General features: G+C 69.5%; 26 protein-coding genes and 1 pseudogene. 2 read left to right on the top strand and 25 right to left on the bottom strand.

Going from position 1 to position 23834, the window contains the following annotated elements:
- Positions 1–6 precede the first annotated feature (6 nt).
- Entirely contained in the window at positions 7–5811 is a 5805-nt protein-coding gene (locus tag O7624_RS19770) for a ThuA domain-containing protein (protein WP_282236842.1), read from the top strand.
- 130 nt (positions 5812–5941) lie between these two features.
- Here the strand turns inward: O7624_RS19770 and O7624_RS19765 are convergent, their stop codons facing one another.
- The 3 genes from O7624_RS19765 to O7624_RS19755 form a co-directional block, all read right to left on the bottom strand.
- Positions 5942–6892 (bottom strand): aldo/keto reductase, encoded by a 951-nt coding sequence (locus O7624_RS19765; RefSeq protein ID WP_282240684.1) that lies wholly within the window; start codon positions 6890–6892, stop codon positions 5942–5944.
- A gap of 68 nt (positions 6893–6960) precedes the next feature.
- Positions 6961–8640 carry an ATP-binding cassette domain-containing protein gene (locus tag O7624_RS19760; protein ID WP_282236841.1) on the bottom strand — a complete coding sequence of 560 codons (1680 nt, stop codon included), beginning with the start codon at positions 8638–8640 and terminating at the stop codon, positions 6961–6963.
- 47 nt (positions 8641–8687) lie between these two features.
- Complete coding sequence (locus O7624_RS19755; protein WP_282236840.1) at positions 8688–9293, bottom strand: methyltransferase; 606 nt, start codon at positions 9291–9293, stop codon at positions 8688–8690.
- A 128-nt stretch (positions 9294–9421) separates the two neighbouring features.
- On the opposite strand from O7624_RS19755, the gene O7624_RS19750 reads away from it, so the two are divergent.
- Positions 9422–10525 carry a hypothetical protein gene (locus tag O7624_RS19750; RefSeq protein ID WP_282236839.1) on the top strand — a complete coding sequence of 368 codons (1104 nt, stop codon included), beginning with the start codon at positions 9422–9424 and terminating at the stop codon, positions 10523–10525.
- 34 nt (positions 10526–10559) lie between these two features.
- On the opposite strand, the gene truA is transcribed toward O7624_RS19750, so the two are convergent.
- The 22 genes and pseudogenes from truA to rplN form a co-directional block, all read right to left on the bottom strand.
- The gene (gene truA, locus O7624_RS19745) at positions 10560–11390 is read right to left on the bottom strand and encodes a tRNA pseudouridine(38-40) synthase TruA (RefSeq protein WP_282236838.1); all 831 of its coding nucleotides are present in this window, start codon (positions 11388–11390) and stop codon (positions 10560–10562) included.
- 91 nt (positions 11391–11481) lie between these two features.
- Positions 11482–12042: a 50S ribosomal protein L17 gene (gene rplQ, locus O7624_RS19740; RefSeq protein WP_282236837.1), complete on the bottom strand. Its 561-nt coding sequence runs from the start codon at positions 12040–12042 to the stop codon at positions 11482–11484.
- A gap of 34 nt (positions 12043–12076) precedes the next feature.
- Positions 12077–13099, bottom strand: coding sequence for a DNA-directed RNA polymerase subunit alpha (locus O7624_RS19735; protein WP_013735931.1), 1023 nt, complete (start codon positions 13097–13099; stop codon positions 12077–12079).
- Positions 13100–13194: 95 nt separating this feature from the next.
- Positions 13195–13821, bottom strand: coding sequence for a 30S ribosomal protein S4 (gene rpsD / locus O7624_RS19730; protein ID WP_093403633.1), 627 nt, complete (start codon positions 13819–13821; stop codon positions 13195–13197).
- Between the two features lie 13 nt (positions 13822–13834).
- On the bottom strand, positions 13835–14242 hold the full coding sequence (rpsK, locus tag O7624_RS19725) for a 30S ribosomal protein S11 (protein WP_013288613.1): 408 nt from the start codon (positions 14240–14242) through the stop codon (positions 13835–13837).
- Positions 14243–14374: 132 nt separating this feature from the next.
- Complete coding sequence (gene rpsM, locus O7624_RS19720; RefSeq protein WP_093403631.1) at positions 14375–14755, bottom strand: 30S ribosomal protein S13; 381 nt, start codon at positions 14753–14755, stop codon at positions 14375–14377.
- A 214-nt stretch (positions 14756–14969) separates the two neighbouring features.
- Positions 14970–15083, bottom strand: coding sequence for a 50S ribosomal protein L36 (gene rpmJ, locus O7624_RS19715; RefSeq protein WP_012184307.1), 114 nt, complete (start codon positions 15081–15083; stop codon positions 14970–14972).
- A 91-nt stretch (positions 15084–15174) separates the two neighbouring features.
- Positions 15175–15396 (bottom strand): translation initiation factor IF-1, encoded by a 222-nt coding sequence (infA, locus tag O7624_RS19710; RefSeq protein WP_007073013.1) that lies wholly within the window; start codon positions 15394–15396, stop codon positions 15175–15177.
- Positions 15397–15871: 475 nt separating this feature from the next.
- Positions 15872–16360: pseudogene (locus O7624_RS19705) on the bottom strand (DUF1707 domain-containing protein); the annotation flags it as partial.
- 92 nt (positions 16361–16452) lie between these two features.
- Positions 16453–17304, bottom strand: a complete 852-nt coding sequence (gene map / locus O7624_RS19700) for a type I methionyl aminopeptidase (RefSeq protein WP_093403628.1) — start codon at positions 17302–17304, stop codon at positions 16453–16455.
- 88 nt (positions 17305–17392) lie between these two features.
- Positions 17393–18046, bottom strand: coding sequence for an adenylate kinase (locus O7624_RS19695; protein ID WP_093403627.1), 654 nt, complete (start codon positions 18044–18046; stop codon positions 17393–17395).
- Positions 18047–19369: a preprotein translocase subunit SecY gene (secY, locus tag O7624_RS19690; protein WP_093403626.1), complete on the bottom strand. Its 1323-nt coding sequence runs from the start codon at positions 19367–19369 to the stop codon at positions 18047–18049.
- Positions 19370–19602: 233 nt separating this feature from the next.
- Positions 19603–20046 (bottom strand): 50S ribosomal protein L15, encoded by a 444-nt coding sequence (rplO, locus tag O7624_RS19685; RefSeq protein ID WP_093403624.1) that lies wholly within the window; start codon positions 20044–20046, stop codon positions 19603–19605.
- Positions 20046–20228, bottom strand: a complete 183-nt coding sequence (gene rpmD / locus O7624_RS19680; protein WP_018784560.1) for a 50S ribosomal protein L30 — start codon at positions 20226–20228, stop codon at positions 20046–20048. Before rpmD ends, rplO begins: the two co-directional genes overlap by 1 nt.
- Positions 20228–20842, bottom strand: a complete 615-nt coding sequence (gene rpsE, locus O7624_RS19675; protein ID WP_093403623.1) for a 30S ribosomal protein S5 — start codon at positions 20840–20842, stop codon at positions 20228–20230. Before rpsE ends, rpmD begins: the two co-directional genes overlap by 1 nt.
- A gap of 34 nt (positions 20843–20876) precedes the next feature.
- Positions 20877–21266 (bottom strand): 50S ribosomal protein L18, encoded by a 390-nt coding sequence (gene rplR, locus O7624_RS19670; RefSeq protein ID WP_093403621.1) that lies wholly within the window; start codon positions 21264–21266, stop codon positions 20877–20879.
- Positions 21263–21805, bottom strand: a complete 543-nt coding sequence (gene rplF, locus O7624_RS19665; protein WP_093403620.1) for a 50S ribosomal protein L6 — start codon at positions 21803–21805, stop codon at positions 21263–21265. Before rplF ends, rplR begins: the two co-directional genes overlap by 4 nt.
- 16 nt (positions 21806–21821) lie before the next feature.
- The gene (rpsH, locus tag O7624_RS19660) at positions 21822–22229 is read right to left on the bottom strand and encodes a 30S ribosomal protein S8 (protein WP_093403619.1); all 408 of its coding nucleotides are present in this window, start codon (positions 22227–22229) and stop codon (positions 21822–21824) included.
- Positions 22230–22326: 97 nt separating this feature from the next.
- A complete protein-coding gene (locus O7624_RS19655) occupies positions 22327–22512 on the bottom strand; it encodes a type Z 30S ribosomal protein S14 (protein ID WP_007073023.1) in 186 nt (61 codons plus the stop codon).
- A gap of 1 nt (position 22513) precedes the next feature.
- On the bottom strand, positions 22514–23083 hold the full coding sequence (gene rplE, locus O7624_RS19650; protein ID WP_093403618.1) for a 50S ribosomal protein L5: 570 nt from the start codon (positions 23081–23083) through the stop codon (positions 22514–22516).
- Positions 23083–23403, bottom strand: a complete 321-nt coding sequence (gene rplX / locus O7624_RS19645) for a 50S ribosomal protein L24 (RefSeq protein WP_170863408.1) — start codon at positions 23401–23403, stop codon at positions 23083–23085. The genes rplE and rplX overlap by 1 nt, the downstream gene beginning before the upstream one ends.
- Complete coding sequence (rplN, locus tag O7624_RS19640) at positions 23400–23768, bottom strand: 50S ribosomal protein L14 (protein ID WP_007073026.1); 369 nt, start codon at positions 23766–23768, stop codon at positions 23400–23402. Before rplN ends, rplX begins: the two co-directional genes overlap by 4 nt.
- Positions 23769–23834: the final 66 nt, after the last annotated feature.

The raw sequence follows: 23834 nt of genomic DNA, 5'->3' as shown, positions 1-23834 counted from the left end.
ACCGGAGTGCCCCGAACACCTCGTGCCCGCGCACCCCTGACCGCCGCCTTTCTCTCCCTCGGCCTCGCCGCGACCATGCTCCTGGCGGCCCCGGCCGCCCAGGCCGCACCGGCTCCCGTCGCCCAGGCCGCTCCGGAGGCCGCCGCCGAGACATTCTCGGTGCTGGTCTTCTCCAAGACCGCTGGCTTCCGCCACGCCTCCATCCCCACCGGCATCGCCGCCATCCAGGAACTCGGCGTCGAGCACGGTTTCACCGTCGACACCACTGAGGACGGCGGGGCGTTCACCGACGCCAACCTCGCGCAGTACCGGGCGGTCATCTGGCTCTCCACCACCGGAGACGTGCTGACCGCCGACCAGCAGGCGGCGTTCGAGCGCTACATCCAGGCCGGTGGCGGCTACGCCGGCATCCACGCCGCCGCCGACACCGAGTACAGCTGGTCCTGGTACGGCGAGCTGGTGGGGGCGTACTTCAACAGCCACCCGGCCAACCAGACGGCCACCGTCAAGGTCGAGGACCCGGCGCACCCCTCCACCGCGCACCTGCCGGAGCGCTGGTCCCGGTACGACGAGTGGTACAACTACCGCACCAACCCGCGTGGTTCGGTGCACGTGCTGGCCACCCTCGACGAGACCAGCTACAACGCCGGCTCCGGCGCGATGGGGCATGACCACCCGATCGCCTGGTGCCAGGACTACGACGGCGGCCGGGCCTGGTACACCGGCGGCGGCCACACCGACGAGTCGTACGCCGAACCGGAGTTCCGCACCCACCTGCTCGGCGGCATCCGCACCGCCGCCGGCATCCAGGGTGCCGACTGCGGGGCGTCGCTGACCGCCAGCTTCGAGAAGGTGACGCTGGACAGCAACACCAGCAACCCGATGGAGCTGGACATCGCCCCCGACGGCCGGGTCTTCTACATCGAGCGCGACGGCCGGGTGCAGATCGTCAAGCCGGACACCGGCAACACGGTCACCGCCATCGACCTCGACGTCTTCACCGGCAACGAGGACGGTCTGATCGGCATCCGACTCGACCCGGACTTCGCCACCAACAACTGGGTCTACCTCTACTACGCGCCGAACGACGGGGTGGCGCGCAACGTGCTCTCCCGGTTCACGGTGAGCGGTGACTCGATCGACGCGGCCACCGAGGAGGTCGTGCTCCAGGTCGACACCCAACGCAACACCTGCTGCCACGCCGGCGGCACCATGACGTTCGACTCCGATGGCAACCTCTACCTGGCCACCGGGGACAACACCAACCCGTTCTCGTCCGACGCGTACACGCCGATCGACGAGCGGCCCGGACGCGCCGACTACGACGCGCAGCGCACCTCCGGCAACACCAACGACCTGCGCGGCAAGGTGATCCGGATCCACCCGGAGGACGACGGGACGTACACCATCCCGGAGGGCAACCTCTTCCCGCCGGGTACGGAGCAGACCCGGCCCGAGATCTTCGCGATGGGTTTCCGTAACCCGTTCCGGATCGGCATCGACCCGGCCACCGACACCCTCTACGTCGCCGACTACGGCCCGGACGCCTCGTCGGACAACCCCGACCGTGGTCCCGAGGGCCTGGTGGAGTGGAACATCGTCGCCGAACCGGGCAACTACGGCTGGCCGTACTGCACGGGCACCAACGAGGCGTACAACGACTACCAGTTCCCCTCCGGCCCGAGTGGACCGAAGTTCGACTGCGCCGCCGTGGTGAACAACTCACCCAACAACACCGGCCTGACCAACCTCCCACCGGCCATCCCGGCCACCGTCGACTACGGCTACGGCGGTGACCCGCGCTACCCCGAGATCGGGGGCGGCGGCGCGCCGATGGGCGGCCCGGTCTACCGGTACGACGCCGACCTCGACTCGAACCGCAAGTGGCCGGCGTACTACGACGGCAAGGCGCTGCTCGGCGAGTGGAACCAGTCGAAGATGTACACGATGCAGGTCTCCGCGGACGGCACCGAGCTGGTCGACATCAACCAGCTGCTCACCGGGATGTCCTTCATCCGCCCGATGGACTTCGAGTTCGGTCCCGATGGCGCGATGTACCTGATCGAGTGGGGCAGCGGCTTCGGCGGCAACAACGACAACTCCGGCGTCTACCGGATCGACTACATCGCCGGTGACCGGGCGCCGATCGCGGTGGCCAACGCCGAGCCCACCTCCGGGCAGGCCCCGCTGGAGGTGACCTTCTCCAGCGCCGGCTCGCGTGACCCCGACGGGGGCACGCTCACCTACGCCTGGACGTTCGGCGACGGTGGCACCTCCACCGAGGCCAACCCCACCCACACGTACGCCGAGGCGGGCAACTACACCGCCCAGCTCACCGTCACCAACCCCAAGGGCCGTACGGCGGTGGCGAACGTGCCGATCACGGTGGGCAACACCGCGCCGACCGTGACGATCGAGTTCCCGCCGGACGGTGGCTTCTTCGACTGGGGCGACCAGGTCAAGTACACGATCACGGTGACCGACCCGGAGGACGGGGAGATCGACTGCGCCGACGTCCAGCTCCAGGTGCTGCTCGGTCACGACGAGCACGCCCACCCGCTGGAGCAGCACACCGGCTGCACCGGCACGGTGCAGACCCAGCTCGCCGCCGGCCACGGCGCCGAGGCGAACGTCTTCACCGTCTTCGAGGCGACCTACACCGACCAGGGCGGTTCCGGCGGAGCCGACCCGCTCACCGGCCGGGCGATCGAGATTCTCCAGCCCAAGCGCAAGCAGGCCGAGTACTTCACCGCGACCGGCCGGACCGAGGACGGCACCGGCGGCGGCGACGCCGGGGTGATGCGCGAGACCACCGGCGACACCGCCGGCGGCGGCCAGAACATCGGCGCCATCGAGGACGGCGACTGGTGGTCGGTCGTACCGGCCGACCTGACCGAGATCGACGAGATTCGCTTCCGGGTCGCCTCGGCGACCAGCGGCGGCGTGATCGAGGTCCGGGCCGGCGCGGTCGACGGCCCGGTGGTCGCCTCGGCGACCGTGCCGGGTACCGGCGACTGGCAGACCTACACCGATGTCACCGCACCGGTGACCGGTGCGGCGAGCGGTTCGCTGTACTTCGTGGCCCAGGACCCGGCGGGCGGCGAGGGATCGCTGTTCAACGTCAACTGGGCGGACTTCGTCGGCAAGGGCGTCACCGACAACGCACCGCCGGCGGTCACCGCCACCGCCACGCCGGCCACCGGCACCGCGCCGCTCACCATCGCGTTCGGCGGCACCGCCACCGACCCCGAGGGCGACACCCCGCTCACGTACGAGTGGGACTTCGGTGACGGCGGCACGGCGGACACGCTCCAGGCCGAGCACACGTACGCCGCACCCGGCAACTTCACCGCCACCCTGACGGTGACCGACAGCCGTGGTGCCCGGTCGTACGCGACCGTGCCGGTCCGGGTCGACTCGCCGAACACGTCGTGCCTCGGGGCACGTTCGGACAACTTCGACGGCGACACGCTAAACCGCGACCGGTGGACCAGCGTGGTGCGGGAGAACCAGCTCCTGTCCGTCTCCGACGGCGCGCTGCGGCTACCCACCGGGGCCGGTGACCTGTACGGCAGCCGTAACGACGCCACAAACCTGGTGCTCCAGCCGGCACCGTCGGGCGCCTGGCAGGCGACCACAAAGGTCACCCTGCCGGTGACGGCCAACTACCAGCAGGCCGGCCTGCTGGTCTACGGCGACGACGAGAACTACGCCAAGCTGGACCTGCTCTACAACGGCAGCCGGCGGGTGGAGTTCATCCGGGAGACCGCCGGCACCCCACGGAACGAGGGTGACGACAGCACCGACGCACCGACGGGTGACACCGTCTACCTGCGGGTGAGCAGCGACGGCACCAGCCTGACCGCCGCGCTCTCGGCCGACGGCCAGACCTTCACCCCGGTCGGTCGCTCGGCCGCGTTGGAGGGCATCGAGAACCCGCGGATCGGCCTGTTCGCGCTCAACGGGGGCACCGACGCACCCGTGGTGGAGGCCGAGTTCGACTGGTTCCAGGTGATACCGGACGAGCCGGCCGGCCCGGTCGACCCGTCCGACGAGTTCACCGGCATCTCGCTGGACAAGTGCCGGTGGAACGCGATCCTCCGGGAGGACCTGAGCGCCTACCGGGTCAGCGATGGCGCGTTGCACATCGACGTGCCCAACGGTGACATCTACGGCACCAACAACACCGGGCCGACGAACTTCATCCTCCAGAACACGCCGAGCGGCGACTGGACGATGGAGACCAAGATCGACGGCAGTCTGCTGGACGAGCAGTACCAGCAGGCCGGTCTGATCGTGTACGGCGACGACGACAACTACCTGAAGTTCGACTTCGTGGTGGACAACCAGGCCGGCCAGCCGGTGTCCCGGCGGATCGAGTTCCGCAGCGAGATCGACGGGACGATCCAGGATCCACAGCCGGGTGCGGAGAACCTGACCTCGGCCGAGTGGTATCTGCGGGTGGTCCGCAGCGGTGACACCTACACCGCGTCGTACTCGGCCGACGGCACCACCTGGACGGCCCTGACCGAACTCACCAACGCGGCCGTCGGGGCTACCCCGAAGGTGGGCGTGTTCACCCTCAGTGGCAACCAGACCGCCTCGAAGTCGGCGTCGTTCGACTACTTCCGGTTCTCCACCGACGCCGGACCGGACGACGACACCGCCCCTGTCACCACGGCCGAGGTGTCCGGCACCCCGGTCGAGGGTTGGCTCACCGGCCCGGCGACGGTCACCCTGACCGCCGCCGACGAGGACGGCGGCAGCGGGGTGGCGCGCACCGAGTACCAGCTCGATGACGCCACCGAGTGGACCGCCTACACCGAGCCGGTGCCGGTGACCGGAGACGGCGAGCACGAGCTGCGGTTCCGCTCCGTCGACGAGGCCGGCAACGTGGAGGAGACGAAGGCGGTCACCGTCCGCATCGACGCCACCGCGCCGGTCAGCACCGCGACGTTCGCCCCGGCGAACGACGAGGGCTGGCACGACGGCACCGTCCCGGTGGTGCTCACCTCGACCGACGCCGGTTCCGGGGTGGCGCTGCTGGAGTGGTCGCTGGACGGCGGCGACTGGACGCCGTACACCGAGCCGGTCGAGATCAGTGGCGACGGGAACCACGAGCTGCTCTACCGGGCCACCGACACCGCCGGCAACGCCGAGACGTTGAAGGCGGCGGTGGTACGCATCGACGGCACCAAGCCGACCCTGTTGGTCTCCGGCATCGCCGACGGCCAGCTCTACGGTGACAGCCAGGACGTCCGGGTGTCCTGGCAGGCGGTCGACCCGACCTCGGGCATCGCGACAGTGGTCGGCCGGCTCAACGACCGGCCCTACGTCAGCGGCACGCTCCAGGCGATGTACGAGCTGCCGCTGGGCCTGCACGAGCTGACCGTCACCGCGACCGACAAGGCGGGCAACGACACCACCACCACGGTCCGCTTCTTCGTCACCACCTCGTTCCGGGACATGCAGAACCTGCTGGACCGGTTCAAGGCGACGGGCCGACTCAGCAACAAGGCGTACAACCAGTTGTCGAAGCGGCTCTCCAACGCCCGTACGGCGGAGGCGAGCGGCAACGACAAGCGGGCGATCAACCAGCTCACCGCGTTCCGGACGTTGGCCGGTGACGCCGAGTTGGTCGGCGAGGCGGAGATCCGGGACGTGCTGATCCGGGACGCCGATGCCATGATCGTCCGGCTCGGCGGCTCGGCCAGCACGATGGGCGTACGCGCCAACGACGGCGAGTCCGTCAAGGGTGCCGGTCGCCTAGGTGGCGACCCCACCCGCCTGGCCCCCAACCGCAAGCTGTAAGCCCACGGCCCCGCCCGGCACCGTCCGGGCGGGGCCCCTTCACACAGCTCAGTTGATCATGAGGTTGGCGGCAACTCTGGAGCAACTTCGCCGCCAACCTCATGATCAACGCACGAGAGTGTGGCGCGGATCAGCGGTCGAGGACCGTGCGGAGGGCCTTCAGGTCGTCCTCGGTGGGGTGCCAGGCGCCGGCCTCCGCGTTGGCGCGTACCTGCTCGGGTGTGGTGGCTCCGGCGATGACGGAGGTGACCGCCGGTTGGGCGGCCAGCCCGCCGATCGCCACGTGCAGCATCGGCACACCCCGTTCCGTGGCGTACGCCTCGATGCCCTCGATGGTGTCCCAGTCGGCGGCGGCGAGCCGCTGGGCGTACCGGCCACCGCCGGCCAGGCGGCTGCCGGCGGGTGGCGCCTCACCCCGCTTGTACTTGCCGGTGAGCAGCCCGTTGGCCAGCGGGAAGAACGGCAGCATGCCCAACCCGAAACGGTCACAGGCCGGCAGCACCTCGATCTCGACGTCCCGGTTGAGCAGGCTGTAGTGGTTCTGCGCGCTGACGAACCGGGTGAGCCCCCGGGTCTTCGCCGCCCAGTCGGCGTCGGCGATCTGCCAGCCGGCGAAGTTGGAGTTGCCGAGGTACCGCACCTTGCCGGCGCGGACCAGGTCATCCAGGGCGGCCAGCGTCTCGTCGATCGGGGTACCCGGGTCCGGCTCGTGGAACTGGTACAGGTCGATGTAGTCGGTGTCCAGCCGCCGCAACGACGCCTCGACCGCCCGGATCACGTACCGCCGCGAGCCGCGTACCCCGAAGTCGCGTCCGTTGCTGCCGGCCATCGACATGCCGAACTTGGTCGCCAGCACCACGTCGTCCCGGCGGCCCTTCAGGGCCGCGCCGAGCTGTGCCTCCGAGGCACCGTGCGGCTCGCCGTAGATGTCGGCGGTGTCGAAGAAGTTGATTCCGGCGTCGAGGGCCGCGTCGACCACCGCCCGGGTGCCGTCGAGATCGAGTTTGCGGCCGAAGTTGTTGCAGCCGATCCCCACGACGGACACCACGAGCCCGGAGTCGCCCAGCCGGCGATAGGTCATCTCACTCACGAGATCACCATATGTCGCCCCGTCGGGTGGTCGCAGGGGCGACCGCGGGACCAGACCGCTCAGGCCACGTCCCAGACCGGCTCGTCGGTCTCGACCACCTCGCCGTCGCCCCGGAACAGCAGGAACCGGTCGAAGGTCCGGGTGAACCAGCGGTCGTGGGTGACCGCCACCACCGTGCCGGAGAACGCGGTGAGCCCGGCCTCCAGCGCCTCGGCCGAAGCCAGGTCGAGGTTGTCGGTGGGCTCGTCGAGCAGCAGCATGGTCGCGCCGGACAGCTCCAGCAGCAGCACCAGGAAACGGGCCTGCTGCCCGCCGGAGAGGGTGCCGAAGCGCTGGTCACCCTGCCCCGCCAGCTCGTACCGGGACAGCGCCGCCATGGCCGCGTGACGATCCATGCCGGACCGGTGCTCGTCACCCCGCCAGAGGATCTCGACGAGCGTCCGCGCCATCAACTCGGGCCGGTCGTGGGTCTGCGAGAAGTGACCGGGACGCACCCGCGCGCCGAGTCGGGCCGCCCCGTCGTGCGCCACCGGGGTCAGCGCCGCCGCACCGTCGACCGGGCTGTTCGCCGGGTCCGGGTCCGTCCCGCCCCGGGCCAGCAGACGCAGGAAGTGCGACTTGCCGGTGCCGTTGGCGCCGAGCACCGCGAGGCGGTCGCCGTACCACAACTCCAGGTCGAAGGGGTAGGTCAGGCCATCCAGCTCCAGCTGCTCGCAGACCAGCGCCCGCTTCCCGGTCCGTCCGCCGGCCAGCCGCATCCGGATGTCCTGCTCCTTCGGCGGTACGGGCGGCGGCCCGGCCTCCTCGAACTTGCGCAACCGGGTCTGCGCCGCCTGGTAGCGCGAGGCCATCCCGTCGTTGTACGCAGCCTTCTGCTTGTACATCAGCATCAGCTCGCGCAGCTTCTGGTGCTCCTCGTCCCACCGTTTGCGCTGCTCGTCGAGACGGGCGTGGCGGGCCAGCCGGGCCGCGTGCCAGCTCGCGAAGCCGCCCGGGTGCACCCAGGCGCTGCCGCCCTCCACCGCGACCACCCGGTCGGCGGTGTGCGCCAGCAACTCCCGGTCGTGCGAGACGTAGAGCACCGACTTGGCCGACTCCCGCAGCCGCGCCTCCAGCCAGCGCTTGCCGGGTACGTCGAGGAAGTTGTCCGGCTCGTCGAGGAGCAGCACCTCGTCCGGACCGCGTAGCAGTAACTCCAGCGCGAAGCGCTTCTGCTGCCCGCCGGAGAGCGTCCGGACCGGACGCTGCCGGGCGGTCTCCCAGGGCAGGTCGAGGACGATGGTGGCGACGGTGTCGAAGAGCACCTCGGCGTCGTACCCACCGGTCTCCCCCCAGGCGGCCAACGCGTCGGCGTACGCCAGTTGGGCCTTGCCGGCGGCGGTGCTGTACTTGCCGCGCACCTCGGCGTCGCGCATGGCCGCCTCGGTCTCCGCCAGCCGGCGCCCGGCCTCGCGCAGCGTCGGCGGTGCGAGCGACAGAGCCAGGTCGGCGAGGGTCGACTCGTCACCGATCATGCCGATGAACTGGCGCATGACACCCAGCCCACCGGTGCGCGCGATCGCACCGGTGCGCACCGGCAGGTCACCGGCGACCATCCGCAGCAACGTCGTCTTGCCCGCGCCGTTCGGCCCGACCAGCGCCACCTTGGCACCCTCGCCGACCCGGAACGACACGTCGGCGAAGAGTTCCCGCCCGTCGGGCAGGACATGCCCGACCGCCGCCACGTCCACGTATCCCACGCGGGCATCCTGCCCGAGCCGGCCCGGCAGGCCAACCGATTACCCGGTCAGCGGGTGACGCGCAGCACCCGGAACCCCTTCTGACTGGCGTGCCGATCCACCTGCCAGCCCTGCTCGACCAGCCAGCGCTGCAACGAGTCGCCGCCGAGGTGGCGGGCCACCACGAGCCAGGCCACCCCGCCCGGGGCGAGCCGGGGCAGCCAACGCCGCAGCAGCTCGTGCAGTTCCTCCTTGCCGACCCGGATCGGCGGGTTGGACCAGATCTGGGCGAAGCGCAGGTCGGCGGGTACCTCCTCGGGAGCCGTAACCCGCACCCGCTCGGACAGGCCGAGCCGGGCGCTGTTCTCAGCCGTCAGATGCCGGGCCCGCTCGTTCACGTCGACCGCCCAGGTCGTCGCCGTCGGCGCGACGGTGGCGAGCACGCAGGTGATCGGACCGAACCCGCAGCCGAGGTCGAGCAGGGCACCGGCGGTCGCGGTGCCGGGCAGTTCGGCCTTGCGTAGCAGCACCGCCGTGCCCGGGTCGAGGCGGCTGGCCGAGAAGACTCCGGACGCCGAGGCCAGGGTGTAGTCGCGGCCGGCGACGGTGAACTGCACCTCGCGCGCCTGGGCGGGCGCGGTCGGCTCGGCGGTGAAGTAGTGGTCCCCGGTCACGCGGGCCATTCTCGCACCGAGTGCGGATCGGGCCGACGGTACGGCGGTCGCACCGGCTCCGACACGTTCATCCAGCGCATTTCCGCAAAATACCTACTAAAGGGATAAACATCCCTACTCTGGACGGCATGGTGTATCGGTACGACTCCGATGAGGACGCATACGTCCCTTACCGGGACGACGAGACCGAGGGCAGTTCGCCTCGGCCCGGCCCGCCGCCTGCGGCCGGGCCGTCCCCGTCGCGCTTCCCCACCCCGTCGCTGGCCCGCCCGAACCAGATCATGCTGCCATCATCGACGCCGCCACGGAGGGCGTTTCCCACCACGCAGCAGGAACCGGCACCACGGTACGACCCGGCGCCGCCCGCGCCCGGCGAACCGACGTCGGTCGGCGTGGCGGCGGCACCGCCGGAGCCGGGCACGGCGACCGTCGCGCCGCCGCCCCGCCGAGGTGGCGGTCGCGCGTGGCAGGTGCTGGTGGGCGGTGCCGCGGCGCTGGTGCTGCTCGCCCTCTGCGGTCTCACCGCCGCCACCCTGATGGACGGTCGAACCCTGATCGGTCAGCAGGCCGGGCCCAGCGCCGCACCGGACACCACCCGTGACACGGTGCCCGCCGAGGCCAGCGACCTCGACTCCCGGGACACCGACCAGGCGCCGCTCACCGCCCGCGAGGTGTTCCCCGCCAGCACTCTCGCCGTTGGCGACGGTGAGAACGGCTACGAGGTGCTCCGTACCCAGTCCAGCGCCAGTTGTGCGGTAGCCGCCACCGGGGAGGTCTCGGACCTGCTGGTACGGCTCGGCTGCAACCAGGTTGTCCGGGCCACCCTCCGCGCACCGGACGGCGACCACCTGGTCACCACAGGGCTGTTCAATCTCACTGACCGGTCCAGCGCCGAACGGGCCCGCGATCGGATCCGCCAGCTGCTCGACGAGCGGCAGGGCCGCTTCCGCGGCATGTCGGCGGGGGATGACACGGAGGTGATCGCCACCGCACCGGCGCGGGTCGGCTGGCAGGTACGCGGTCACTACATCGCCTACGCGGTGGTCGCCCGTACCGACGGTGCCACCATCCGCTCCGGTGACACCGTTGTCCGCGAGATCCTCTTCGACATGCTCGAACAGCACCTCAACCTGGGGGTGCTGGAGCGGCGGGCCGAGGGTGGGACGGCCAGCCAGCCGACCGAGGGCCCCACCGACGACACCGGCAGCCAGGACGAGTCCACCGAGGACTGACCGGCCGGCCACGCCGAGCAGCAGGGCCGGCCGCTCAACCGTCGGCGGAAACCCGTAGCCGTCGGGTCGCCTCGGCCCGGCGCGCGTACTCGGCGGGATCGTCCGGGTAGCCGACTGCCACCAGGGTCAGCCCATGCGCCGGTGCCACGGTCACCTCGCTGGCCCGCTCCCGACGGGCCAGCAGGTCCGCCGGCCACGGCACCGGTCGGCGACCGTCCCCGGCGACCAGCATGGCGCCGACCAGGCTGCGGACCATCGCCTGGCAGAACGCGTCGGCCTGCACGGTGGCGACCAGGATCCCGTCGGCGTCCCGCCGCCAGTCCAGCCTGGTCACCTCCCGCAGTGTGGTGGCGTTCTCCTTGCGCCGGCAGTACGCGGCGAAGTCGTGCTCCCCCACCAGCCCGGCCGCCGCAGCGGTGAGCCGGTCGAGGTCGAGTGCCCGGGGCCAGGCCAGGATCTCGTGCCGGCGCAGCGGGTTACACCCCCACGGCGCGTCGGTCACCCGGTACTCGTAGCGGCGGAAGGTCGCCGAGAAGCGGGCGTCGAAGGTCGCCGGCACCGCCCGCATCGCCCGCACCCGCACATCGGTCGGGAGCAGCCGGGCCAGCCGGCGCAGCAGCCGCCCCTCGTGCGCCCGCCAGACGTCGACAGGCAGATCCAGGTGGCAGACCTGCCCGCTGGCATGCACCCCCGCGTCGGTGCGGCCGGCGACGGTCAGTCCCGTCGCGACACCGGTGCCGAGCACCAGGTCCAGCGTCTCGACAAGCACTCCGGCGACCGTGCGCCGCTGCGGCTGGGCGGCCCAGCCGGAGAAGGCCGTGCCGTCGTACGCGACGTCCAGCCGCAGCCGGGTGCGCTCGTCCACGTGGTACCTCCTCGACGAGTCAGGCCCGGCACCCCCGTGGTGGGGATGCCGGGCCCGACAACGGCCTCAGGGCCTGTCTCACCGGCCTTGGTCAGGCCTTGCCTTCCTCGGTGGCCAGGTCGCTGTCCTCGCGGGCAGCGGCGGTGTCACCGGAGGCCGACTGCGGCGGCTCGGCGTCCTGGTCAGCCGGCCGCGACGCGGGGGCCTCGTCGGTCGGTGCCAGCGCCTCGACCTTGTCCTGCTGGGCGGCCTTGCGTCCGGCGGTCTTCCGGTTCGCCTTCGGCTCGGCGACCTGAAGCTCCTCGACCAGCTCGATGATCGCCATCGGAGCGGCGTCACCCTTGCGCGGACCGGTCTTCACGATCCGGGTGTAGCCGCCGCTGCGGTTGGCGTACCGCGGCGCGATCTGGTCGAACAGGGCGTAGACCACGTCCTTGTCCTTGACCACGGTCAGCACCCGCCGGCGCGACGCGAGGTCGCCCCGCTTGGCCTTGGTGATCAGCTGCTCGGCGAGCGGACGCAGCCGCCGGGCCTTGGTCTCGGTGGTCTGGATCTTGCCGTGCTGGAACAGCGCGGTGGCCAGGTTGGCCAGCATCAGCCGCTCGTGCGCGGGGCTGCCGCCGAGGCGGGGGCCCTTGGTGGGCGTGGGCATGCTTGGTGCTCCTCAGGTGTGGCGGCAGCGCGGACTAGAGCTGCTCGGTCTCGCGGTAGTCGTCGGTGTCGTAGTCGGCCTCGCCGAAGGCGTCCACGACGTGCGCCGGGTCGAAGTTCGGAGCCGAGTCCTTCAGCCCGAGACCCATCCCGGCGAGCTTCATCTTGACCTCGTCGATCGACTTCTGACCGAAGTTCCTTATATCGAGAAGGTCGGCCTCGGTACGCCCGATGAGCTCACCAACGGAGTTGATGCCCTCGCGCTTGAGGCAGTTGTAGGAGCGGACGGTCAGGTCCAGCTCCTCGATCGGCAGGGCCAGGTCCGCCGCCAGCTGCGCGTCCTGCGGGGACGGGCCGATGTCGATGCCCTCGGCGGTCTCATCCAGCTCACGAGCCAGCCCGAACAGCTCCACAAGCGTCGAACCGGCCGAGGCCAGTGCGGTGCGGGGCCCCATCGACGGCTTGGTCTCGACATCGATGATCAGTCGGTCGAAGTCCGTCCGCTGCTCGACGCGGGTCGCCTCGACGCGGTAGGTCACCTTGAGCACCGGGGAGTAGATCGAGTCGACCGGGATTCGGCCGATCTCCGCGCCCGCCTGCTTGTTCTGCGCCGCCGTGACGTAACCACGACCCCGCTCGACGGTCAGCTCCATGTCGAGCCGGCCCTTGCCGTTGAGGGTGGCCAGCTTCAGGTCCGGGTTGTGCACCGAGACACCGGCCGGAGGCTGGATGTCGCCGGCGGTCACGTCGCCCGGACCCTGCTTACGCAGGTACATGCTGACCGGCTCGTCGTGCTCGGAGCTGACGCAGAGCTCCTTGATGTTCATGACGAGCTCGACCACGTCCTCCTTGACCCCGGGGATCGTGGTGAACTCGTGCAGCACACCGTCGATCTTGATCGAGGTGACGGCCGCACCCGGGATGGACGACAGCAGCGTACGCCGCAGCGAGTTGCCCAGGGTGTAGCCGAAGCCCGGCTCCAGCGGCTCGATGGTGAACCGGGACCGGGTCTCGTTGATCGACTCCTCGGAGAGGGTCGGTCGCTGGCTGATGAGCATGTCTTCTCTTCTCTTCCGGGGCGCCCGCCATATGACGCCCACGACACAAACTGTTCCGGTGGCCCGCCCTGCCGGGCGGGCCACCGCAACGAGCCCTACTTGGAGTAGAGCTCGACGATCAGCTGCTCCTGGACCTGGGTGTCGATCACCTGTCGGGCCGGGAGCGAGTGCACCAGAACCTTCATCTGGCTGGGGATCGCCTCCAGCCACGCCGGAACGGTCTTGGAGCCGGCCTCGGCCTGGGCCACGATGAACGGGGTGAGCTCCTTGCTCTTGCCCCGGACCTCGATGATGTCGTGCTCCTTGACGCGGTACGACGGGATGTCGACCTTCTTGCCGTTCACCGTGAAGTGACCGTGCTTGACCAGCTGACGGGCCATGTCCCGGGACTTGGCGTAGCCGGCCCGGTAGACCACGTTGTCCAGCCGCGACTCGAGGATCTGCAGCAGCACCTCGCCCGTCTTGGCCTTCTTGCTCACGGCTTCCTCGTAGTAGCCGCGGAACTGCTTCTCCAGCACGCCGTAGACACGGCGGGCCTTCTGCTTCTCACGGAGCTGGAGCAGGTACTCCGTCTCCTTCGTGCGGCCGCGGCCGTGCTGCCCGGGCGGGAACGGCCGGGACTCGAACGGGCACTTCGGACCATCGCACTTGCTGCCCTTGAGGAACAGCTTCATCTTCTCCCGCCGGCAACGGCGGCAGTCGGCACCGGTGTAACGAGCCATCTCTCTCTACCTCTCAGACCCGACGACGCTTCGGCGGACGGCACCCGTTGTGCGGCTGCGGGGTGACGTCGGAGATCTGCCCGACCTCAAGGCCCACGGCCTGCAGCGAACGGATGGCGGTCTCCCGGCCGGAGCCGGGGCCCTTGACGAACACGTCGACCTTGCGCATGCCGTGCTCCATAGCCCGACGCGCGGCGGCCTCGGCGGCCAGCTGCGCGGCGAACGGGGTCGACTTGCGGGAGCCCTTGAAGCCCACCTGGCCGGACGAGGCCCAGGAGATGACGGCACCAGTCGGATCGGTGATCGAGACGATGGTGTTGTTGAAGGTGCTCTTGATGTGCGCCTGCCCGTGGGCGACGTTCTTACGTTCCTTGCGCCGGACCTTCTTGACAGCGGCTCCGGCACGAGCCTTCGGTGGCATAAGTCTGTGCGCTCCTGATTAAGGTTCTCGATCGGTTCTGGCTGTTGGCCCCGTTGATCAGGTAGACACCGGTTCCAGTTGGAGCCCGCCCTACCTCGACGGAGAACGACCAGCGTTCCGGTTTAAGAACTATTACTTCTTGCCAGGCTTCTTCTTGCCGGCGACCGTCCGCTTCGGGCCCTTGCGGGTCCGGGCGTTGGTCTTGGTCCGCTGGCCACGCACGGGCAGGCCCCGGCGGTGCCGGATGCCGGCGTAGCAGCCGATCTCAACCTTGCGGCGGATGTCAGCGGCGACCTCGCGGCGCAGGTCGCCTTCAACCTTGTAGTTGGCCTCGATGTGGTTCCGGAGCTGGACCAGCTCCTCGTCCGTGAGGTCCCGAACGCGCTTGTCCGGCGAGATGCCGGTGGCGCTGAGCGTCTCCAGGGCGCGGGTGCGGCCCACGCCGAAGATGTAGGTGAGCGCGATCTCCATCCGCTTCTCGCGGGGAAGGTCGACGCCGACTAGACGTGCCATGTGCGGGCGTACTCCTCGTGGTGTGCTGGCGAAGGTGTGGACCCGTCCCACCCCGCTACCGGCCGTCCCTGTCCTTCCGACGCCGATGGCGCCGGCGACCGGGATCGGTCGCTGCCCGAGCGGGCCCCGGCCTTCGACCGGGGGTCAACCACGATGGAGTACGCGCTGCGCACCGCTCGCGGCTGGGACGAGCATGTGTGATGTGTGGGCTCGTTCAGCCCTGGCGCTGCTTGTGGCGCGGGTCGGTGCAGATGACCATGACCCGGCCGTGCCGGCGGATAACCCGGCACTTGTTGCAGATCCTCTTGACGCTCGGCTTGACCTTCACGGTTGCCTTACTTCCCATCTGGCCCGGCATCACGAGGCGCGACACCGGACGTCGAAGACGGACACGGGACGTTTCCCGGCCGCCGTCAGGCTTACTTGTAGCGGTAGACGATGCGCCCGCGGGTCAGGTCGTACGGCGAGAGTTCGACGACGACCCGATCCTCCGGCAGGATGCGGATGTAGTGCTGCCGCATCTTGCCGCTGATGTGAGCCAGCACCTTGTGGCCGTTGGCGAGCTCCACCCGGAACATAGCGTTCGGCAGGGGCTCGATGACCCGACCTTCGATCTCGATGGCTCCGTCTTTTTTCGGCATGTCCTCCGCTGTCCTGACGTCGGTTGCTCCGGACGGCCCACAACGTCTTACACGGGTGCTTGACCAAGATCAGGCTTCCCGCGCCAGCCGCGGCTCCGCGTCCCACCGAAGCGCTGGTGGGCATGACGGAGTGGACGCTGCGCGCCGATCAGAAAGTGTACGCCCGCCTGCACGCGGTCGCCAAACCGACCTGCCACCTGGGCTCAACCAGGTCCAGTAAACGGGACGTTCAGCCCACATCACCCCGGTCAGGTCCCCGCGTCGGCTCACTCACCGGTGCCCCGGCGGCGCCGTGGGTGCCGCCGTCGCGGGTCGGTCGCCCACCTTCGGTGCGGCCGCTCTCGGCCGCTGGTGCGGCTTCGGTGACGCCGTTCGCCTGCTGCACCGCCTGCTCGGCCGCCGCGCCGGATCCAGGGGCGCCAGCGATGCCGGGCTGCTGCTGGCCGACGGCCTTACGCTCACGCTTGAGCGCCCGCTTCTCCGCCTTCCGCTGCCGGCGGCGCTCCCGCTCGGCTGCCCAACGCGCCGGCTCACCACTGGTCAGCCCGGTGACGGTACGCACCAGCACCACCGCACCCCACGGACCCGCGACCCAGCCCGGCCAGAAGTAGAGCACCTCACCGGCCGCCAGCGAGCTGACGGCCCAGACCGCCACCACGATCCCGACCACCTTCAGCCAGGGTTCCCATACCTCGACCAGCCAGCGCGCGGTGGGCCCGCGTCCGGCCCCGGCCGGCACCGGGCCGCTCGGCTGCCGAGGCGTCGGCAGCACCGCGCCGCCGGGCACCGGCAGGTCACTGACGAGGGCGTCGAGTTCGGCGTAGGTGCGGGCGGCGTAGGCCCGCTGCAACCGCTCGTCGTACTCGTGCAGGTCGAGTCGCCCCTCGTCGAGCGCCACCCGGAGTCGTTCGGCGACCGCCTGACGGTCGGCGTCCGCTGCTCGCATAGCGTCCCGCTCGTCCATGCCGGCAAGCATGCCACCGCAGTGCCAGCATCGCCCCTGGCGGCCGCTCCAGCGTGGTCCCGGGCAATGCCGGGCCGCTGTGGCCGCCCGCGTTACCCGGCCGGCGTGGCGCTCGGCTGGCGAGCGGTGACCAGGTCGCCCAGGCGGGCCCGGCCGCCGTCCTGCGCGGTAAGCACCCACACCCCGTCGGGCAGCAGGGCCATGGTGTGCTCGACATGCGCGGCACGCGAGCCGTCGCGGGTGACGACGGTCCAGCCGTCGGCGAGTTCCGCCGTACGCGGGGAACCCATGGTGATCATCGGCTCGATGGCCAGCGCCAGCCCCGGCACCAACCGGGGGCCCTTGCCCGGCCGCCCGTGGTTGAGCACGTGCGGGTCCTGATGCATCTCCGTACCGATGCCGTGGCCGCCGTAGCCGTCGACGATGCCGTAGCGCCCCGCCTTACGGATCGCACGTTCCACCGCATGCGAGATGTCGGTCAGCCGGCCCTTGCCCCCGGCGGCACCGCGAGCGGCGGCAGCGATCCCCGCCCACATCGCGTCCTCGGCGACCTCGGCCATCCGCAGCAGCGCCGGATCGACCTCGCCCACGCCGACCGTGATCGCCGCGTCGCCGTGCCACCCGTCGAGCACCGCGCCGCAGTCGATCGAGATCAGGTCACCGTCGGCGAGCACCTGCTTCGGCGACGGGATGGCGTGCACGATCTGCTCGTTGACCGAGGAGCAGATCGACGCCGGGAACCCGTGGTAGCCCTGGAAGGACGGGACCGCACCCGCGGCACGAATCGTCGTCTCGGCGATCGCATCCAGGTCGGCGGTGCTCACGCCCGGGGCCACCGCCTCCCGCATCCGGCGAAGCGCCTCCGCGACCACGAGGCCGGCGGCCCGCATCTTCTCGATCTGCTCAGGAGTCTTCAGCTGGATGTCCAGCTGGGGACGACGCATGGAGGCGCTACCTTTCGTTGCCGAAACAGCGAGGTACGACCGGCGTACCCCGCTGTTAGCACTCTATCCGGCTGGCAGCCGGGCGACCTCAGCCCCCGTACGAGCGAAGGGCGTCGATGGCGCGGACCGTGACGTCCTCCACCGGGCCGGTGGCGTCGATGCCGACCAGCTTGCCCTGCGCGCCGTAGTAGTCCACCAGCGGCGCGGTCTTCTCGGCGTACTCCCGCAGTCGGGCGGCGATCGTCTCCGGCTTGTCGTCGTCCCGCTGGAACAGCTCCGCGCCGCACCGGTCGCAGATGCTTTCCCGGCTGGTCGGATCGAACTCGACATGCCAGATCTTGCCGCAGCCCCGGCAGGTACGCCGGCCGGAGAGCCGGCGGATCACCTCGTCGTCGTCGACGACCAGTTCGAGCACGATGTCCAGCGCGGTTCCGAGATCGGCGAGGAGCTTGTCCAGCGCGGCGGCCTGCGGGGTGGTACGCGGGAAACCGTCGAGCAGGAAGCCCTCGGCGGCGTCCGGCTCAGCGAGCCGGTCCCGCACCATGTTGATGGTGACCTCGTCCGGGACCAGCTTGCCGGCGTCCATGTATCGCTTGGCCTCGACGCCGAGCGGGGTGCCCTGGGACACGTTGGCCCGGAAGATGTCGCCGGTCGAGATCTTCGGCACGGACAGGTGCGCGGCGATGAACTCCGCCTGTGTGCCCTTGCCCGCACCCGGCGGGCCAACCAGAACCAGTCTCATCTACCGCAGGAACCCTTCGTAGTTCCGCTGCATCAGTTGGCTCTCGATCTGCTTGCTCGTCTCCAGAGCAACGCCGACCATGATCAGCACTGCGGTACCACCGAACGGGAAGTTGAGGTACTGCTGCCGGTCCAGCCAGATGAAGAAGAAGTTCGGCAGGATCGAGATGATCGCGAGGTACAGCGCACCCGGCAGGGTGATGCGGCTGAGGATGAAGTCCAGGTAGTCGGCGGTCGGCTTACCGGGGCGGATGCCCGGCACGAAGCCGCCGTACTTCTTCATGTTGTCCGCGACCTCGGTCGGGTTGAACGTGATCGAGACGTAGAAGTACGTGAAGAAGATGATCAGCAGGAAGTAGACCGCGATGTAGATCGGGCTGGTCGGGTCGACCAGGTTGTTCTGGATCCACGCCTGGGTCTTGCCCGGGTCGTTCTGGTCGAAGAACTGCAAGGCCAGCTGCGGCAGGTAGAGCAGCGACGAGCCGAAGATGACCGGGATCACACCCGCCTGGTTGACCTTGAGCGGGATGTAGGTCGAGGTGCCGCCGTACATCCGCCGGCCGATCATGCGCTTGGCGTACTGCACCGGGATGCGGCGCTGCGCCTGCTCGATGAAGGTCACTGCGGTGATGACCACCAGCACCAGGGCGATGACGAGCATGAACTTCCACCAGCCCTGGCTCTCCTTGATCCGCCAGCCCTCGCTGGGGAGCCGGGCCGCGATCGAGGTGAAGATCAGGACGGACATGCCGTTGCCGACACCGCGGTCGGTGATCAGCTCACCGAGCCACATGACCATGCCGGTGCCGGCGGTCATCGTCATCACCAGGATGGACAGGGTCAGCCAGTCCGGGATGCCGGTGCCGGTCGGGATGATCTCCTCGTTGCACTGGTTGTTGAACAGCTGCCCGGAGCGGGCCAGCGCCACGAACGCCGAGGCCTGCAGGACACCCAGCCCCAGCGTCAGATAGCGGGTGTACTGGGTGATCTTCGCCTGGCCGGCCTGGCCCTCCTTGCGGAGCTGCTCGAGCCGGGGAATGACCACCGTCAGCAGCTGCAGGATGATCGACGCGGTGATGTAGGGCATGATGCCCAGCGCAAAGATCGACAGCTGCAGCAGCGCGCCGCCGGAGAAGAGATCGAGCAGGTTCAGTACGCCTGTGGAGCCTTCAAGGGTCTCCAGGCACTTCTGCACGTTGCCGTACGAGACGCCCGGGCTGGGCACCGTGGCGCCGAGCCGGTAGATCGCGATGATGCCGACTGTGAACAGCAGCTTCTTGCGCAGGTCAGGCGTACGGAACGCACTGAGAAAGGCGGACAGCAACTTCTTCCTCCTGCGCGAGGCGGGCCGCCGGTCGTCCCTGGCGGATCGGGGTGGGTTCCGGGCAAGTGCCCGATATCCATGGCTGGGAAGGGACTCTAACAGCCCGATCCCGGTCCGGGCAGATGTGCCCGGCTACATAAACCGAATCCGATGTTACCGGGCGCGAAGGCCCGTTGTAGACCATGGCGCCCGCCAGCTGGGATCAACTGGCGGGCGCCATGGGTAAAACCGCTCTACAGCTCGGTCGTCGAACCGCCGGCAGCCGTGATCTTCTCCTTGGCCGACGCGCTGAACGCGTGCGCCGACACCTGGAGCGCCACTCCGCCGAGGTCCCCGGTGCCGAGGATCTTCACCGGCTGCCCCTTGCGGACCGCGCCGGCCTCGACCAGTTCGGTCGGGCCGACCTGGCCACCGTTGGGGAACAGCTCGGCCAGGCGGTCCAGGTTCACGACCTGGAAGACCACCTTGAACTTGTTCTTGAAGCCCTTCAGCTTCGGCAGGCGCATGTGGATGGGCATCTGCCCACCCTCGAACGCCGCCGAGATGTTCTTCCGGGCCTTCGAACCCTTGGTACCGCGACCGGCGGTCTTGCCCTTGGAGCCCTCACCGCGACCCACACGGGTCTTCGCGGTCTTGGCACCCGGCGCTGGACGCAGGTGATGGACCTTGATCGTCATTACTCGACCTCCTCGACCTTCACGAGGTGGTTGACCGTGAAGATCATGCCGCGAATCTCGGGCCGGTCCTCCTTGACCACCACGTCATTGATCCGCTTGAGACCGAGCGAACGCAACGACTCCCGCTGGTTGCGCTTGGTCCCGATCTCGGAACGGACCTGGGTGACCTTGAGCCGTGCCATCAGGACGCCACCTCCGCCCGCGAGGCCAGCATGGCCGCCGGCGCGACGTCTTCCACCGGCAGGCCCCGCCGCGCGGCAACGGCCTCCGGGGACTCCAGCCCCTTCAGCGCGGCCACGGTGGCGTGCACGATGTTGATCGGGTTCGACGAGCCGAGGCTCTTGGAGAGCACGTCGTGGATGCCCGCGCACTCCAGCACGGCACGGACCGGGCCACCCGCGATGACACCCGTACCGGCGGAGGCCGGCTTGAGCAGCACCACCCCGGCGGCGTCCTCGCCCGTGACCGGGTGCGGGATCGAGGAACCGATCCGCGGCACCTTGAAGAAGTGCTTCTTGGCCTCCTCGACGCCCTTGGCGATCGCCGCGGGCACCTCCTTGGCCTTTCCGTAGCCCACGCCCACGGTGCCGTCGCCGTCGCCCACGATCACCAGGGCGGTGAAGCTGAAGCGACGACCACCCTTCACGACCTTGGCGACGCGGTTGATCGCGACGACCCGCTCGAGGTGCGGGGTCTTCTCGGCGGGCGCGTTTCCGCGGCCGCCCTCACGGCGGTTGTCGCGGCGACCACCCTCGTTGCCACCGGACCCGCCGCCACGGCGCTGTTGACCTGGCATCAGCAGCCTTCCTTCTCTCTCGTGACGGGGATTGTCAGAACTCGAGCCCGGCTTCGCGGGCGGCGTCGGCGAGCGCGGCTACCCGCCCCGCGTACCGGTTGCCGCCGCGGTCGAAGACGACCTTCGAGATGCCAGCGGCCTTGGCCCGCTCGGCCAGCAGGGTGCCGACCTTGCCAGCCAGGGCGCTCTTGTCGCCCTCCGTACCGCGCACCGAGGCGTCCAGGGTCGAGGCCGACGCCAAGGTGTGACCCTTGGTGTCGTCCACGATCTGGGCGACGATGTGCCGCAGCGAACGGGTGACCACCAGGCGGGGACGCGCGGCGGTGCCGCTGACGTTCTTGCGCACTCGGAAGTGCCGCCGCGCCCGCCCGACGGCACGCTTGGCGGCGACGCCGCGGCGGCGCTTGAGCAGCGTGGCGCTCACTTCTTACCTGCCTTTCCGGCCTTGCGTCGGATGACTTCGCCCTGGTACTTCACGCCCTTGCCCTTGTAGGGCTCCGGCGGGCGAATCTTCCGGATGTTGGCGGCGACCTCACCGACGAGTTGCTTGTCGATGCCGGCCACGTGGAACAGCGTCGGGCGCTCCACCGTGAAGGTGATGCCCTCGGGCGCCTGCACCTGCACCGGGTGCGAGAACCCGAGCGCGAACTCCAGGTCCTTGCCCTTGGCGGTGACCCGGTAACCCGTGCCGGCGATCTCCAGGCTCTTACGGTAGCCCTCGGTGACCCCGACGATCATGTTGGCGACCAGGGTACGGCTCAGGCCGTGCAGTTCCTTGGCCTTGCGCTCGTCGTTCGGGCGGTTGACGCTCAGTTGCCCGTCCTCGGCCCGCTCGATGGTGATCGGCTCGGCCAGGGTGTGCGACAGCTCGCCCTTGGGGCCCTTGACCTTGACGGTCCGGCCGTCGATCGTCACGTCGACTCCGGATGGCACCGGGATCGACTTACGTCCAATACGCGACATTTCTACCTGTCTCCCGTTACCAGACGAAGGCGAGGACTTCCCCGCCAACGCTCCGCTTGCGGGCCTGCCGGTCGGTGAGCAGTCCCTGGGACGTCGAAATGATCGCCACGCCCAGCCCACCGAGCACCCGGGGGAGCCCGTCCGACTTGGCGTACACCCGCAGACCGGGCTTGGAGACGCGCTTGATACCGGCCAGGCTCCGCTCCCGGTTCTGGCCGTACTTCAGCTCGACGACCAGTCGCTTGCCGACGGCACCCTCCTCGGGCTCCTCGACTGCCCAGGTGGCGATGTAGCCCTCGGACTTGAGGACCTCGGCGATGTTCGCCTTGATCTTCGAGTACGGCATCGTCACCCGGTCGTGGTACGCCTGGTTGGCGTTACGCAGACGCGTGAGCATGTCTGCGATCGGGTCGGTCATCGTCATGAAAACTCGTCAACCTTTCTCGCCGGGGTTCCCGCGACACGTCGCAGGCCTACGGCGAAGAGACAGTCCAGCTGACGCGCCGGAGCGCGCCGGGCTATTACCAGGAAGCCTTGGACACGCCGGGCAGCTCACCGCGGTGGGCCATCTCCCGGATACACACCCGGCAGAGCCCGAACTTGCGGTAGACCGCCTTGGGACGCCCGCACCGCTGGCAGCGGGTGTACGCGCGAACCGAGAACTTCGGCTTCGCGGCCGCCTTGAGGATCAGCGCCTTCTTGGCCATCTCAGTTCTCCTTGAACGGGAAGCCCAGGAGCTTCAGCAGCGCCCGGCCCTCGTCGTCGGTCGTGGCGGTCGTAACCACCGTGATGTCCATGCCCCGCTGGCGATCGATCTTGTCCTGGTCGATCTCGTGGAACACCGACTGCTCGGTCAGACCGAACGTGTAGTTGCCGTGCCCGTCGAGCTTGCGCCCGTCGAGGCCGCGGAAGTCACGGATACGCGGCAGCGCGATGGACAGCAGCCGGTCCAGGAACTCCCACATCCGGTCGCCGCGCAGGGTCACCTTCGCGCCGATCGGCATGCCTTCCCGCAGCTTGAACTGCGCGATGGACTTCGTCGCCCGCCGGACCTGCGGCTTCTGACCGGTGATGGTGGCCAGGTCGCGGACCGCACCGTCGATGAGCTTGGCGTCCCGGGCGGCCTCGCCCACACCCATGTTCACGACGATCTTGACCAGCCGCGGCACCTGCATCGGGTTGCCGTACTCGTACTGCTCGCGCAGCTGGGCGATGATCTCGTTGCGGTACCGCTCCTTGAGGCGCGGCATCGTCTTGGTTTCGGTAGCCGTGGTCATCACAGGTCCTTACCGGTGCTACGCGCGATGCGAACCTTCTGGCCGTTCTCGTCGATCCGGTAACCGACGCGGGTCGGCTTGCCGTCGGAGTCCACGACCATCACGTTCGAAACGTGGATCGGGGCCTCCTGGGTGACGATGCCACCGGTCTTGGCGCCACGCTGGGTGGTGCTGATGCGAGTGTGCTTCTTGATCCGGTTCACGCCCTCGACCAGGACCTTGTCCTGCCGCGGGTAGGCCGCGATGACCTTACCCTTGGCACCCTTGTCCTTGCCGGCGATGACGACGACCGTGTCGCCCTTCTTGACCTTCACGGTCACAACACCTCCGGCGCGAGAGAGATGATCTTCATGAACCGCTTGTCCCGCAGCTCACGGCCGACCGGGCCGAAGATACGGGTACCGCGCGGGTCCCCGCCGTCCTTGATGATGACGGCGGCGTTCTCGTCGAAGCGGATGTACGAACCGTCCGGCCGCCGCTTCTCCTTGGCGGTGCGGACGACGACGGCCTTGACCACGTCGCCCTTCTTCACACCGGCACCCGGGATCGCGTCCTTGACGGTGGCCACGATGACGTCGCCGATGCTCGCGTAGCGCCGACCGGAGCCACCGAGAACCCGGATGCACAGGATCTCCCGGGCACCCGTGTTGTCGGCGACGCGCAGTCGCGACTCCTGCTGAATCACGTCTATCTCCTATGTCTGCCGGTTCTCCGGCCGCCGGGGCGGCCGGAGCCTGGCGGAACCTGCGCC

Origin of the sequence: Verrucosispora sp. WMMD1129, from assembly GCF_029581255.1 — a bacterium.
GTDB lineage: Bacteria > Actinomycetota > Actinomycetes > Mycobacteriales > Micromonosporaceae > Micromonospora > Micromonospora sediminimaris.
Note: the sequence above shows the minus strand (reverse complement) of the source record. Positions and strands in the feature narration are given on the sequence as shown.